The organism is Brevundimonas sp. Leaf168, assembly GCF_001423685.1.
Taxonomy (GTDB): domain Bacteria; phylum Pseudomonadota; class Alphaproteobacteria; order Caulobacterales; family Caulobacteraceae; genus Brevundimonas; species Brevundimonas vesicularis_C.
Genome location: NZ_LMOY01000008.1, coordinates 1 through 13,557 on the forward strand (window position 1 = coordinate 1; position 13,557 = coordinate 13,557).

Sequence of the window (13,557 nt, forward strand, 5' to 3'; positions counted from 1 at the left end):
GGTTGCTCAAGGCGTCAACGGCGGCGTGATCGCCCTCGACGGCAAGGGCGAAACCAACCTGGCCAAGCCGACCGCCGACGGTGTGCGCGAACCGCTCAACCGCCGCGCGACCATCGACATCAACTTCTAAGACTTGCCCAGGAGCCGATCTGGTTCGTCCGGATCGGCCTCAACCTTCGAAGTTGTCGAAAGACAGAACGCCGCTTCCGACAGGAGGCGGCGTTTTTCTTTGCGCCGTCTCACCTTCTGCGTGATGCGTCCACGCAGAGAAAAGGGCGACGCCTCACGACGTCGCCCTCAAGCATTCTGATTTTGACGCCGATCAGCCGGTGAACGGACGGATCAGGATCTCGACCCGGCGGTTCTGCGCCTTTCCTTCTGCTGTTGCGTTCGAGGCCACCGGGTTGCGCGAGCTATTGCCGGCGACATAGAGGCGCTGGGCGATCACGCCACGACGAACCAGTTCAGAGGCGACGCTGCTCGCGCGGCGCTCCGAAAGAGGCTGATTGATCGCGTCGCCGCCTGAGGAGTCGGTGTGACCGATCACGTCCACCGTCGACTGGTCATACTGTTGCAGCACGCGGGCGACGTCGTCCAGCACAGGCAGGAAGCGTGGATCGATGGACGACTGGTTCGTGGCGAAGGTCACGTCCGAAGGCATCCGCAGCACCAGCAGGTCGCCTTGGCGCGCCACACCGACGCCAGAGCCGGACAGTTCGGCCTCCATCGCGCGCTGCTGACGATCCATGTATTGGCCGACGGCGGCGCCGCCCAGCGCGCCGATGCCCGCGCCGATCAGAGCGTTCTTGCGGCCCTGTTCACCGTTCGAGGTGTTGGTCAGATAGCCGAGCACCGCGCCGCCCAGCGCACCGGCGATGGCTCCGGTTCCGGTATTGTTGCGAACCGGACCCGAACGATACGGATCCGTGGTGGTGCAGGCGGCGGCCCCCAACAGGGCGGCGATGGAAACGCTGGCGACGATGAACTTGGCGCGCATGGAATGGTCCTTTTCTTTTGCGTGATCTGGCGCGAAAAACGTGCGCTTACTGTGAAGGTTCCAATCTGTACGGCGCATGAACACCCACCATGTCCGCACTCGCCATGGCCCTGACAAGGCCGCCGATTAGGCGTATGGGAACCGCCGCACATCCCAGATCGAGGACGACGCCGTGAGCGTGAACCAGACGGACCACACGACCGACCGCGCCATTCAGCCGGTTTCGATGACGCAGTATGACGCCGATTTTCAGGCGTTCAGCGATGCATTGGGCGCGTCATTCTCACGCTATGGCTTCGCTGTGATCGCCGACCATGGTCTGGATGAGGCGCGCATCACCGCGGCCATCGACGACGCCAAGGCCTTCTTCGCCCTGCCGGAAGACGTGAAGCGCCAATACCATCAGCCGGGTACTGGCGGCGCGCGCGGCCTGACCCCGTTCGGGGTCGAGGCGGCCAAGGACGCCAAGACGGTCGATCTGAAGGAATTCTGGCACGTCGGCCGGGAATTGCCTGAAGGCCATCCCTATCGCCGCTACATGCGCGACAACGTCTGGCCGTCCGAGGTCGAGGGCTTCCGCGAGCACCTGTATGGCATGTTCGAGGACCTGGATGCGCTCGGGGCCAAGATCCTGCGCGCCATCGCCCGCTATCTGAAGCTGGGCGACGACTTCTTCGCGGACAAGGTGGACATGGGCAACAGCGTCCTGCGCATGCTGCACTATCCGCCGGTTCCGGCCGATGCACCGGGTGTGCGCGCCGGGGCGCACGAAGACATCAATGTCATCACCCTGCTGCTCGGCGCCGAAGAAGCCGGTCTTCAGCTGAAGGACAAGGACGGCAGCTGGCTCGACATCGCCCCGCCGCCCGGCGCCTTGGTCGTCAACATCGGCGACATGTTGCAGCGGCTGACCAACCACGTCCTGCCGTCGACGACCCACCGCGTGGTCAATCCGGCGCCCGAGCGTCGCGGCTTCGCCCGCTATTCGACGCCCTTCTTCCTGCACTTCAACCCGGATTTCCCGATCGAGACCCTGCCCAGCGCCATCACGCCGGACAATCCCGATCGCTATGCGGGCAAGACCATCCTAGCCGAGGATTATCTGACCGAACGCCTGCGCGAAATCCGCCTGCTCTAGGCCGTCAGCGGGAAATCCGTAGTCGGGTGATGTCGCGTCCGATGGCTTGGAAGTCATTGGACAGGTCCGCGCCCGACTGCGGTAGGAAGGCCTTGTCTTTGTCAGTGGCGCAACTGCTCAAAATTTTGGCCGCGTCGCTGCCTGGGGTAATTGAGAACCCAACCGTGTAAACGATCACGTTCTTGTTCTTCATGCTGGTGCACAGTTTTGAGGCCTGATCGAACGGGTCGCCATTCGTCGCATCGCAGGCGATCTTGTCAAAGAGGTTGCCGGACCCTGAGCCCGCATCGCGCGCGATGACGCCACCGCAATAGGGCGTGTTGAATTCCCCGTCCGTCATCAAGATCACCGCCTTCAGAACCTTGGTCGGTGCATAGGCCGCTGCGGGGTTCGATGACCACAGCCCATTGAACTGGTTGGATACCGTATACCAACCCCAGGCGAGACCAATCTGCCCGGATGTCGAGCCCGTCACAGACAGCCCATTTACTAGGCTGGTCAAGGTGCTGATATTGGATGTCAACGGCTGGATCGTCGCTGCCGGGCAAGGGTTACCCGCGGATTTTAAGGGCGTCGTGCGGGGTGGCGCGGCATAGTTGCGACCCACCGTGGCTGTGCTCGGAGCCGCGTCGGTGTAGGCTTGTGAACCCGTACGCTCGCTGACGCAGCTGGTGTTACTAAAGGCGGTCAAGCGATTGTACTGAGCGTCGCGGAAGACGCGTGTGGCGCATCCATCGCGCCCACACTGAACCGAGCCGCCACCAGAATAATCAGCGAACGTGGCGCCACCGACAGGGATTACAAAGGCGTCGTTCGAGATTTTCTCTTGGACTTCGTAAAGGCCTTCATCATTCGTCGTGTTAAGCGCCGTCATGCCCTTAACGTCAGCGATCTGAAGCGTGTCGCCTTTCGACAAGCCGTGAGTTGTGGAGGAGATGGTCACGAAGCAGTCGGAGCGCATGCATTTGCGGATCTGACCGCCCGAGCTGTAGCTGCTGTATCCATTGCCGCTAGTGGTGTTCAGCGCATACCAGTTCGTGCCCGACTGATATTGCAGGGACACCCGATTGGCGTCGATCCGCACGACCTTGTAGGCGCGGTTGTTGATCTGGGTCATGCCGCCGACGCCGCTGATCCAGACGTAGTCGTCGGTCGATAGCCCGTGGCTGTTGGCGGTCACGACGCCCGGCGAAGCGCGCGTGATGCCAGAGATCGACTTGGCCGCCGCCGCCGCCCATGCGGCGCCGCTGATGCTGGTCGATCCGATCGAGGCGCCGCGTGCGGCGTCGGCGCGAGCACCTAGATTTACGCCGATCGAATAGGGCACAATCGCCATGCGGGAATAGTAGGGCGTCTGTTTCGCGGCCGGCTGAACGACCAGTTTGATCAGCTGGTTTGCGGCGTTCTTCAGATCACCGATCCGATTGTTGCTGGCCATCGAGCCGGTGATGTCGAGCACCAGCGAAACCTCGATATCCTTGGACGATCTATTCACCTCGGAGTGGACGCTCACGGGCAGGGTGTCGTCCAGAATCTTACCGTAGGGCGGCAGGACCACATTGGCGATCAGGGTCTTCACCTGGACCTGGATGTCGGCGATGACGACCTGGTCTTTCGTCAACTCGATCTTGACGGCGTCGTCGGCGAACGGCTCCACCGAGGCGTTGCGCAGATTGGCTCTCAGCGCCACCAGCGCGACGGTCTTCAGGTCTTTCGGATCGGTGTAGGACGAGCGCGCTGCGGCCAGGGCGGCCGCGTCCAGCGCGTCCTGAACGCGGGCCTTCGCCGTCGTCACGCGGTTGATGTCGATGCCGCCCAGGGTCAGCATGATCAGCGCCGGCATCACCAGAGCGAAGATCATCACGACATTGCCGCCGCGGTCCGACGAGAGGCGCGACGTAAACATGCGCAGAGCCTCCACCGCCCTGCCGATCCGTTTGGAAACCTTCACCATGCCCATCCCAAAGGACGCGGACCGCCCGATTAGCGCTCAGTCTGCCATCGGGCGGTTAAGGGAATTGTGAAGGGGACGGTTAACGCCGCGGCGTGATCAGGCGGCGCTCCATCCGCATTGGTGACCGCGGTTCTGCTCCTGGAGCCAGACGTTCAGCGGGGCGAAATAGTCGGCGATGGCCGAGGCGTCATTGCCGTCGTCGCCGGTGAAGGCCTTCATCGCTTCCTGCCAGGGTTGGGACTGGCCCATCTGCAGCATGGCGTTGAAGCGCGCGCCCACCTCATTGTTGCCATAGACGGAGCAGCGGTGCAGCGGCCCGGTCCAGCCGGCCTGTTTGCAGGCCGCGCGCTGGAACTGGAACTGATAGATGGCCGCCAGGAAGTAGCGGGTATAGGGCGTGTTTCCGGGCACATGGTATTTGGCGCCCGGATCGAAGGCGTTGGCCGGGCGCGGTCCAGGCGGAACCAGACCCTGGTATTGCAGCATGTCGGCGGTCCAGGCGGTATTGTAGGCGGCCGGCGCCGTCTCGCCTGAGAAGACGTCCCAGCGCCAGCGGTCGACCATCAGGCCGAACGGCAGGAAGGCGATCTTGTCCAAGGCCATCTTGAGCAGGAAGGGAATGTCCTCCTCTGCGCCCGGGGTGGTTTTGAGCAGGCCGATCTGGTTCAGATAGGTGGGCGTCAGGGCCGACAGGCCGACGAAGTCGCCGATGGCCTCGTGGAAGCCGTCGTTGGCGCCGTTCCGGAACAGCATCGGCTGGTTCTTGTAGCCGCGCTGGTAGTAGTTGTGACCCAGTTCGTGGTGGACGGTGTAGAAGTCGTCGCCGTTGACGTTGGTGCACATCTTGATGCGGATGTCGTCGGCGTTGTCCAGGTCCCAGGCCGAGGCGTGACAGACGACTTCGCGGTCGCGCGGGCGGGTGATCTGACTGCGTTCCCAGAAGGTCTGAGGCAGCGGGTCGAGGCCCAGCGAGACGTAGAAGCCCTCGCCCGTCTTGACCATTTTCGTCGCGTCGTAATCGGCGGCCTTGAGTAGTTCGGTGAGGTCGTAGCTGGAGGCGCCGCCGCTGGGCGGGGCGACGACGTCATAGATGTTGCCCCACTGTTGGGACCACATATTGCCCAGCAGATCGGCCCGGATCGGACCGTGATCGGGTTGCACCGCGTCGCCGTATCTGGCGTTCAGCCGGGCGCGCACATAGCAGTGCAGGTTCTCGTAGAAGGGCTTCACCTGGGCCCACAGCCGGTCGGTCTCGGCGGCGAAGTCGTCGGCGGGCATGTCATAGCCCGAGCGCCAAAGGGCGCCGGTGTCGGCGAAGCCCAGTTCGCGCGAGCCCTCATTGGCGATCTCGACCATGCGGGCGTAATCGTCGCGCATGACTGGCGAGATGGTGCGCCAGCCTTCGTACAGCGCCTTGGTCTCGGCGGGATCGCGGCTGTCGGCCAGGATCAGCGAGGCCTCGTCCAACGTGATCGGCTTGTCCTTGAAGTCGAACTTGCCGGTCGAATAGGTCGAATCCAGCCGCGTCGTGATCTGGGCCAATTCCTCGGCCGCGCCGGGACGATTGGGCGCCGGCAGGACCAGGCTGAGCCGCAGCAGGTTCAGCTTGCGGCGCACGACCGGATCGACCTGGACGTCGTTGAACTTGGCCGCCCGATTGGCCAGCTGGACCTGAAGCTCGGTCGCTTCGGCGTTGGCCTTGGATTCCAGCCACATGGTGTCGAAGGTGATGTTGGTGGCGCGCGCCCATTGGATTCGGGCGACATATTCGCTGACCTCGGCCCATTTGGTTTCGGCGTCGGCGATGAAGGCGGTCGCGCCGTCGGCGGTGATCGGATAGTCGGCGCGCATGCCGCTGACGGCCGGCGCAGGCGTCGTCGAGGCCGTCTGTTCGACCCCCGGGGCTGCGGCGGCGGGTTCGCGGGTGCTGGCGCAGCCGGCGGCAAAGGCGAGGGCGCAGACCGCGACGGCGGTCATCATCTGACGCTTCATGATGGATCTCCTGAACAGCGCGGGCAGGAGAGGTCAGGCCCGGTCGCCCGTCAAGCGTGACGGTTCAGCGGCCGACGACGCAGCTGTTCAGACCCTCGTTGCGCACCGTGCCCATGGCCGCCTGAACGCGCGCGGCGCGCCGACGCACATAGGGGCCGGGCGCGGCGGCTTCGTAACGGCGCGGGGCCGGAAGGATGGCGGCCAGACGCGCCGCCTCACGCGGGCTCAGGTCGCGGGCGTCCTTTCCGAACCAGTGGCGCGACGCGGCCTGGGCGCCATAGACGCCGGGCGCCCATTCCACCACGTTCAGATAGACCTCCATGATCCGGCGCTTGGACCACACGGCCTCGATCAGGACGGTGTAGCCCGCCTCCAAACCCTTCCGGATCCAGTCGCGGCCGGGCCACAGGAAGACGTTCTTGGCTGTCTGCTGGCTAATGGTCGATCCGCCGCGCAGGCGCCCGCCCTCGGCGTTGTGGTCCAGGGCCTTCTGGATCGCCTCCATGTCGAAGCCGTGGTGGCTGCAGAACCGGGCGTCCTCGGCGGCAATGGCGGCGTTCACCAGGTTGGGTGAGATCTGGTTCAGACCCCGCCACTGATAGTCCATGCCGTCGCCCCTCGCGAGTTGACGCAACATCAAGATGGTGGGCGGCGGTGGGACGATGGCGACGATCAGCACGCCAGCGACCGGGATCAGGGCCAGGATCAGAAACGCGGTCAGCACGACGCGACGCCAACTTTTGCGGCCCGTCGCCATCAGAGAATCAACACCCCGGCGGCGCCGTCTTCGTCAGCCCAGGCCACCTTGTCGACGGCGGGGCTGAGCGACAGGGCGACGATGGCCGGCCCCTTCTCGGCCTTGACGAAGTTCAGACCTTGGGCGGCTGGATGGGCGACCCAGACCCGACCGTCGGTCAGGCCGGCGGCCAGCAGGCCCTGATCCGCGCGGGCCGAGACCAGATTGACCAGGGTCGTGTCGTCATAGCCGATCTCGGTCGCCTCGCGGCCCATCGGTCCGTTCGATCCGATGAAGGGCCACAGGACCGCGCCCTGCGCGCCCGAGGTCGCCATCAGCTGACCATTGGCCAGGAAGGCCATCGAGCGCACCTTGCCCGGATAGCCGCCCATGCGCAGGTTCTTGGCGTCCTTGATGCGCCAGCCGTGCATCTGATTGTCCTGCATCGTCGTGACGACGAAGGCGCCGTCGGGCGAGAAGGCGACGCCGGTGTGCGACCCGGCCCAGGCCAGCTTAATCGGCTGCTGCTTTTCGATCCGTGCATACCACAGGGCCGCCCCGCCATAGGTCGAGGTAGCGATGCGCCGGCCCTTGGGTTCGAAGGCGACGCCGGAGACGGTGCGCTCGTGCTGGAAGTCGCGGCGGAAGCCCACCTCCTTGGGGTCGATCACCGACAGGGTGCGGCCGAAGGAAAAGGCGATCAGGCGGGAGGCCGGCGAGGCGTCGATGGCGTCGATCCACTGGTTCTTGGCCGTGGCCAGAACGACCGGGTCCTCGTCTCGACGGCTCCAGACGACCTTGCCGTCGTCGCCGCCGGTGACGATCCCGTCGCCGGACGGGTGAACGCAGGCGCACAGCACGGCGCCGTCGTGCGCCTCCACCCGCGTCCGGTCCTCGAACCGGACCGAGCCGTCGCCGAGGGCGAAGACGGCGCCGGTGTTGTCGAACAGGGCGGCGGTGACCTGGGCGTCGAAATCGAAGTTCATAGGCCGCATGTAGCGACCCGACCTCGCCGCGTCACCTTCTGCCTGCCCGCTAGACCGGATCGGTCGGCTTGGGCGTCACTGACGCAGGCTCCGCCTGCGCCTTTGCGGGTTCGTCAGGCAGGGGGATGAACTCCAGATCGTCGGCGTGGGGCAGGCTCATCCGGCCCGCCTTCCAATCGGCCTTGGCCTGATCGATGCGGGCCTGGCTGGAGGCGACGAAATTCCACCAGATCAGCCGTTCACCCACCGGCTCGCCGCCCAGCACCATGACGGTCGCCTGGGTCAGGGCCTTGATCGTCGGCTCGGCCGCCGGCTCCAGCACGATCATCTGGCCCTCGTGGAAGGTGCGGTCGCCGACCTCGATGGAGCCTTTGGCCACGTAAAGGGCACGCTCGCTCATGCCCCCGGCCCCTTTGCCGGCGGGCGGGGCGGTGCGCACGCCGGGCTGAAGCTCCCAATGGATATAGAACAGCGGCGACGACACCGGCACGGCCGCCTTGGCGCCGTAGGCCTCGCCCGCGATCAGCCGCGCGAACAGGCCGCCGTTCTCGTAAGCCGGCTGGGCGTCCTCGCCCAGGTGGTGGAAGGCCGGGTCCATCTCCTCAGCCTCGTCGGGCAGGGCGACCCAGGCCTGCATGCCGTGCATCGGTCCGCCCTTGCTCTTCTTCAGCGGATCGGTGCGCTCGGAATGGACGATGCCCTTGCCGGCGGTCATCCAGTTGACCTCGCCCGGCCGGATCGCCTGATCGTAGCCGAGATTGTCGTGGTGCATGATCTCGCCCTCGAACAGATAGGTCAGGGTCGACAGGCCGATATGCGGGTGGGGCCGCACGTCGATGGCCGTGGCGCCGGGCGCGAACTCGGCCGGTCCCATCTGGTCCAGGAAGATGAAGGGCCCGACCATCCGGCGCGAATGGAAGGGCAGGACGCGCCCGACCTCGAACCCGCCCAGGTCCTTGCGGCGTGCGTCGATCACCAGTTCGATCATGTGTCGGCTCCGAAAGCGGCCCGCGCCGCCTGAGCGACGTTATCCGACGTGAGGCGTGATGATGCCAAGAGGCAGTGCGGTCACATTCTTCACGCCACGCGTGACGATGTGGCTTTCGCAGTCCGAGACGATGCCCAGCGCCAGCAGCTTCTCGCGCAGGAACAGGTCGAAGGCGTGCATGTCCGAGGTGATGATGCGCAGCACATAGTCCTCGCGCCCCGTGATGGTGGCGCACTGGACCACTTCCGGCCACTTGGCCACGGCGGCCTCGAAGACATTGAGATTATCCGCCGAGGGCAGCATCAGTTTGACGATGGCGTAGACTTCGAAGTCCAGGCCCAGCAGCTGCGCGTTCAGCAGGGTGACGCGCTTGGTGATCAGGCCGGAGTCTTCCAGCCGCTTGATCCGCCGCCAGCAGGGCGAGGCCGACAGCCCGACGCGATCGGCGACCTCTGCGACCGACAGCCCGGCGTCTTGTTGCAGGATATCCAGGATGCGGGCGTCGATGGGGTCGAGTTCGTCGGCCAATGCGTTTCTCCGATTATGATTATCGCGAAATAAAATACCCGATATCGGGATTGCGCAAGGTCAAATTGAGCGAGCACCTGCTTAAGCGGCGTGTTATCACACGTCCAGAGGAAACACGGACGGACCCCAGAACGGATATGGACGCCCGCATGAACGACAAAATGAACAAAAAGAACAGCCAGCCCCTGTCCTTGCGCGTGCCGGAGCCGTCGGGCCGTCCCGGCGATACGCCGGACTTCAGCCATCTGCAGATGGATCCTGCCGGTGTCGTCGAACGGCCCGAGGTCGGGTCGACGCCCTATCAGATGCGCGATCTCGCCTTCCGCCTGATTCGGGTGCTGGACGACGAGGGCGCCGCGGTCGGTCCGTGGAACCCGCGCCTGGATCCCGAGACGATGCGCCGGGGGCTGAAGGCCATGATCCTGACGCGCGCCTTCGACGACCGGATGCACCGCGCCCACCGCCAGGGCAAGACCAGCTTCTATATGAAGTGCACCGGCGAAGAGGCCATCGCGGTCGCCCAGGGCATGATCCTGAGCCGCGAGGATATGGGCTTCCCCACCTATCGTCAGCAGGGGCTTTTGATCGCGCGCGGCTATCCGCTGGTCGCGATGATGAACCAGATCTATTCGAACGCCGAAGATCCGATCAAAGGCCGCCAGTTGCCGATCATGTATTCGGCCAAGGACTACGGCTTCTTCACCATCAGCGGCAATCTGGGCACCCAGGTGCCGCAGGCCGTCGGTTGGGCCATGGCCAGCGCCTACAAGGGCGACGACAAGATCGCCATCAGCTGGATCGGCGACGGCGCCACGGCCGAAGGCGACTTCCACAACGCCCTGACCTTCGCCTCCGTCTATCGCGCCCCGGTCATCCTGAACGTCGTGAACAACCAGTGGGCCATCAGCTCCTTCCAGGGCATCGCAGGCGGGCTTGAGACCACCTTCGCCTCCAAGGCCATCGGCTATGGCCTGCCGGCCCTGCGGGTGGACGGCAACGACTTCCTGGCGGTCTGGGCGGCGACCCAGTGGGCCGAGGAACGGGCGCGGTCGAACCAGGGGGCGACGGTGATCGAGCTGTTCACCTATCGCGGCGCCCCGCACTCGACGTCCGACGACCCCAGCCGCTATCGCCCCGGCGACGAGCATGAGAAATGGCCGCTGGGCGATCCGATCGAACGTCTGCGCCAGCATCTGACCGTCATCGGCGAATGGGACGACGAGCGTCACGCCGAGGCGTTAAAGGACGCCGTCGAACAGGTCCGCGCCGCGGGCAAGGAATCCGAAGCCATCGGCACCCTGGGCCAGTCGCGTCCCAGCGTGAAGACGATGTTCGAAGAGGTCTATGCGACCGAAGACTGGCGGCTGATCGAACAGCGCCGCGAGGTAGGGGTCTGACCATGAGCGAGCAAACCACCTTCACCGACGCCGATCGCAACGACGGCGTCGAGCCCGACATGGTCGACCAGAACGCCGCCCCCGCCTCGGAAGCGACGGGCGCGGGCGTGGTCCCCATGAACATGATCCAGGCGCTGAACTCGGCCATCGACGTCAAGATGGCCGAAGACGCCAATGTCCTGTCGTTCGGCGAGGACGCCGGCTATTTCGGCGGCGTCTTCCGCGTCACCGACAAGCTGCAGCAGAAGCACGGCCTGACCCGCAGCTTCGACGCCCCGATCTCGGAATGCGGCATCGTCGCCGCCGCCATCGGCATGGGCGCCTATGGGCTGCGTCCCGTCGTCGAGATCCAGTTCGCCGACTACATCTACCCGGCCTACGACCAGATCGTCTCGGAAGCGGCCAAGATGCGCTACCGCTCGGGCGGTCAGTTCACCTCGCCGATCACGGTGCGCAGCCCTTACGGCGGCGGCATCTTCGGCGGCCAGACCCACAGCCAGTCGCCCGAAAGCCTGTTCACCCATATCGCGGGTCTGAAGGTCGTCATTCCGTCCAACCCCTACGACGCCAAGGGCCTGCTGACCGCCGCCATCGAGGACGACGATCCGGTCGTCTTCTTCGAGCCGAAACGCCTCTATAACGGCCCATTCGACGGCTGGCACGAGAAGCCGGTCTCGCCGTGGAAGGCCCAGGATCTGGCCCAGGTCCCGACCGGCAAATATGTCGAGCCCATCGGCAAGGCGCGCGTGCTGCGCGAAGGAAACGACGTCACCATCCTGGCCTATGGCACCATGGTCTGGGTCGCCCTAGCCGGCGCGGAGCACGCGGGCGTGGACGCCGAGGTCATCGACCTGCGCTCGCTCGTGCCGCTGGATATCGAAACCATCGAGGCGTCGGTCAAGAAGACCGGCCGCTGCGTCATCGTGCATGAGGCTCCCAAGACCTCGGGCTTCGGCGGCGAGCTGTCGGCTCTCGTTCAGGAGCGCTGCTTCTATTCGTTGGAGGCGCCGATCGCGCGCGTCACCGGTTGGGACACGCCCTATCCGCACGCTTTCGAATGGGAATATTTCCCCGGACCGCAAAGGGTCGCAGACGCCTTGAAGAGCGTCATGACGGGAGGTCGATAAGATGGGTCGTTTCGTCTTCAAACTGCCCGACGTGGGCGAAGGCACCGCCGAGGCCGAACTGGTCGGATGGCACGTCAAGGTCGGCGACACGGTCGCCGAGGACCAGATCGTCGCTGACGTCATGACGGACAAGGCCACGGTTGAGATCACCGCTCCGGTCAGCGGCAAGGTCGTCGCCCTGCACGGCGAACCCGGCGCCATGGTGCCGGTGCGCGGTCCCTTGGTGGAGTTCGAGGTCGAGGGGGCGGGCAATGCCGATGACGCCCCGACGCCCGTCGCCCCCCCCGCCGCAAAGCCGGACCCCGCGCCCGTGGTCGCCGAGGCGCCGAAGGTCGAGACGCCGGCGGTCCCCGCTGCCGAGGCGCCGACATCCGGCAACTACGTCTTCAAACTGCCCGACGTCGGCGAAGGCACGGCCGAGGCCGAACTGGTCGGCTGGCACGTCAAGGTCGGGGACGCGGTGGAGGAAGACCAGATCATCGCTGACATCATGACCGACAAGGCCACGGTCGAGATCACCTCGCCGGTCGCCGGAACCGTCGTCGCCCTGTACGGCGAGGCGGGCAAGTCGGTGCCGGTCGGCGGGCCGCTGGTCGCGTTCGATGTCGAGGGCCGGGGCAATGTCTCGACGCCCGTCGCGGCGCCGAAACCGGCCTCCAAGCCGACCGAGAATGCGACGACGGCTTCCGCCGCGATTCCGACGGCTCAAAGCGCGACTTCAGCGACTGCGCCCTCCAAGCCCGTTCCCGCCCTGACGGGACGTGCGCCCGGCGAACGCCCGTCGGCCTCGCCGGCCGTGCGCAATCGCGCTCGGGATCTGGGCGTCGATCTGACCTTCGTGCCCGGGTCCGGCCCGGCGGGTCGGATCACGCACGAGGATCTGGACGGATTCATCGCGCGCGGCGGTTCGCAACCCGCGTCGGCGCCGGCCGGCGGCGGCTCGACCTATGCGAATGCGCAAGGGACGACCGAGGTCAAGATCATCGGCCTGCGCCGCAAGATTGCGGAGAAGATGGCCGAGAGCGTGCGCCGCATTCCCCACATCACCTATGTCGAGGAAATCGACATGACGGCGGTGGAGGAGCTGCGCGCCCACCTGAACGCGACGAAGTCCAAGGATCAGCCCAAGCTGAACGTCCTGCCCTTCATCGCCCGCGCCATCGTGGTCGCCCTGCGCGACCAGCCCCAGATCAACGCCACCTATGACGATGAAGCCGGCGTCCTGACCCAGCACGCCCCGGTCCATCTGGGCATCGCCGCCCAGACCCCGAACGGCCTGATGGTGCCGGTGGTCCGCCATGCCGAGGCGCGCGACCCCTACGATACGGCGCTGGAAATCGCCCGCGTCTCGGGCGCCGCCAAGGACGGTTCGGCCAAGCGCGAGGAACTGTCGGGTTCGACCATCACCATCACCTCGCTGGGCACGCTGGGCGGGGTGGTCCACACCCCGATCATCAACCACCCCGAGGTCGCCATCGTTGGTCCGAACAAGATCGCCGAACGGGTCGTGGTCAAGGACGGCCAGATGGTCGTGCGCAAGATGATGAACCTGTCGTCCAGCTTCGATCACCGCATCGTTGATGGACATGATGCGGCGGTGTTCGTGCAGCGGATCAAGGGGCTTTTGGAGAACCCCGCGACGCTGTGGATGGGGTGATGCCCATTTTCTAAGCGGGAAAGCGAGGTCCGCCCGCGTCTATGGCCATCACCTCGA

The 13,557-nt window shown here is 65.4% G+C and carries 11 protein-coding genes and 1 pseudogene; 5 read left to right on the forward strand and 7 right to left on the reverse strand.

The features are described 5' to 3' along the window. A pseudogene (locus ASF81_RS15645) lies at nt 1-130 on the forward strand (cell envelope biogenesis protein OmpA); the annotation flags it as partial. Nucleotides 131-322: 192 nt separating this feature from the next. On the opposite strand, the gene ASF81_RS07310 reads toward ASF81_RS15645, so the two are convergent. Then, nucleotides 323-997, reverse strand: coding sequence for an OmpA family protein (locus tag ASF81_RS07310; protein WP_055807033.1), 675 nt, complete (start codon nt 995-997; stop codon nt 323-325). Between the two features lie 226 nt (nt 998-1,223). Between ASF81_RS07310 and ASF81_RS07315 the strand changes: the two genes are divergently transcribed. Beyond that, on the forward strand, nt 1,224-2,135 hold the full coding sequence (locus tag ASF81_RS07315; RefSeq protein ID WP_055807834.1) for an isopenicillin N synthase family oxygenase: 912 nt from the start codon (nt 1,224-1,226) through the stop codon (nt 2,133-2,135). Nucleotides 2,136-2,139: 4 nt separating this feature from the next. On the opposite strand, the gene ASF81_RS07320 is transcribed toward ASF81_RS07315, so the two are convergent. The 6 genes from ASF81_RS07320 to ASF81_RS07345 all read right to left on the reverse strand — a co-directional run bounded on the left by ASF81_RS07320 (nt 2,140) and on the right by ASF81_RS07345 (nt 9,319). Then, nucleotides 2,140-4,095, reverse strand: coding sequence for a TadE/TadG family type IV pilus assembly protein (locus ASF81_RS07320; RefSeq protein WP_055807036.1), 1,956 nt, complete (start codon nt 4,093-4,095; stop codon nt 2,140-2,142). Between the two features lie 90 nt (nt 4,096-4,185). Next, nucleotides 4,186-6,081, reverse strand: coding sequence for a M2 family metallopeptidase (locus ASF81_RS07325; RefSeq protein WP_055807039.1), 1,896 nt, complete (start codon nt 6,079-6,081; stop codon nt 4,186-4,188). A gap of 64 nt (nt 6,082-6,145) precedes the next feature. Then, nucleotides 6,146-6,838: a monofunctional biosynthetic peptidoglycan transglycosylase gene (mtgA, locus tag ASF81_RS07330; protein ID WP_055807043.1), complete on the reverse strand. Its 693-nt coding sequence runs from the start codon at nt 6,836-6,838 to the stop codon at nt 6,146-6,148. Beyond that, nucleotides 6,838-7,803 carry a WD40 repeat domain-containing protein gene (locus tag ASF81_RS07335; RefSeq protein ID WP_055807047.1) on the reverse strand — a complete coding sequence of 322 codons (966 nt, stop codon included), beginning with the start codon at nt 7,801-7,803 and terminating at the stop codon, nt 6,838-6,840. Before ASF81_RS07335 ends, mtgA begins: the two co-directional genes overlap by 1 nt. Nucleotides 7,804-7,852: 49 nt before the next feature. Then, nucleotides 7,853-8,791: a pirin family protein gene (locus tag ASF81_RS07340; protein ID WP_055807051.1), complete on the reverse strand. Its 939-nt coding sequence runs from the start codon at nt 8,789-8,791 to the stop codon at nt 7,853-7,855. 39 nt (nt 8,792-8,830) lie between these two features. Then, complete coding sequence (locus ASF81_RS07345; RefSeq protein ID WP_055754211.1) at nt 8,831-9,319, reverse strand: Lrp/AsnC family transcriptional regulator; 489 nt, start codon at nt 9,317-9,319, stop codon at nt 8,831-8,833. Between the two features lie 149 nt (nt 9,320-9,468). On the opposite strand from ASF81_RS07345, the gene ASF81_RS07350 reads away from it, so the two are divergent. The 3 genes from ASF81_RS07350 to ASF81_RS07360 are packed head-to-tail and all read left to right on the forward strand — an operon-like array spanning nt 9,469 to nt 13,500. Beyond that, nucleotides 9,469-10,716, forward strand: coding sequence for a thiamine pyrophosphate-dependent enzyme (locus ASF81_RS07350; protein WP_235559271.1), 1,248 nt, complete (start codon nt 9,469-9,471; stop codon nt 10,714-10,716). Between the two features lie 59 nt (nt 10,717-10,775). Beyond that, nucleotides 10,776-11,843, forward strand: coding sequence for an alpha-ketoacid dehydrogenase subunit beta (locus tag ASF81_RS07355; RefSeq protein ID WP_082503506.1), 1,068 nt, complete (start codon nt 10,776-10,778; stop codon nt 11,841-11,843). Between the two features lies 1 nt (nt 11,844). After that, on the forward strand, nt 11,845-13,500 hold the full coding sequence (locus tag ASF81_RS07360; protein WP_082503490.1) for a 2-oxo acid dehydrogenase subunit E2: 1,656 nt from the start codon (nt 11,845-11,847) through the stop codon (nt 13,498-13,500). The last annotated feature ends 57 nt before the right edge of the window (nt 13,501-13,557 follow it).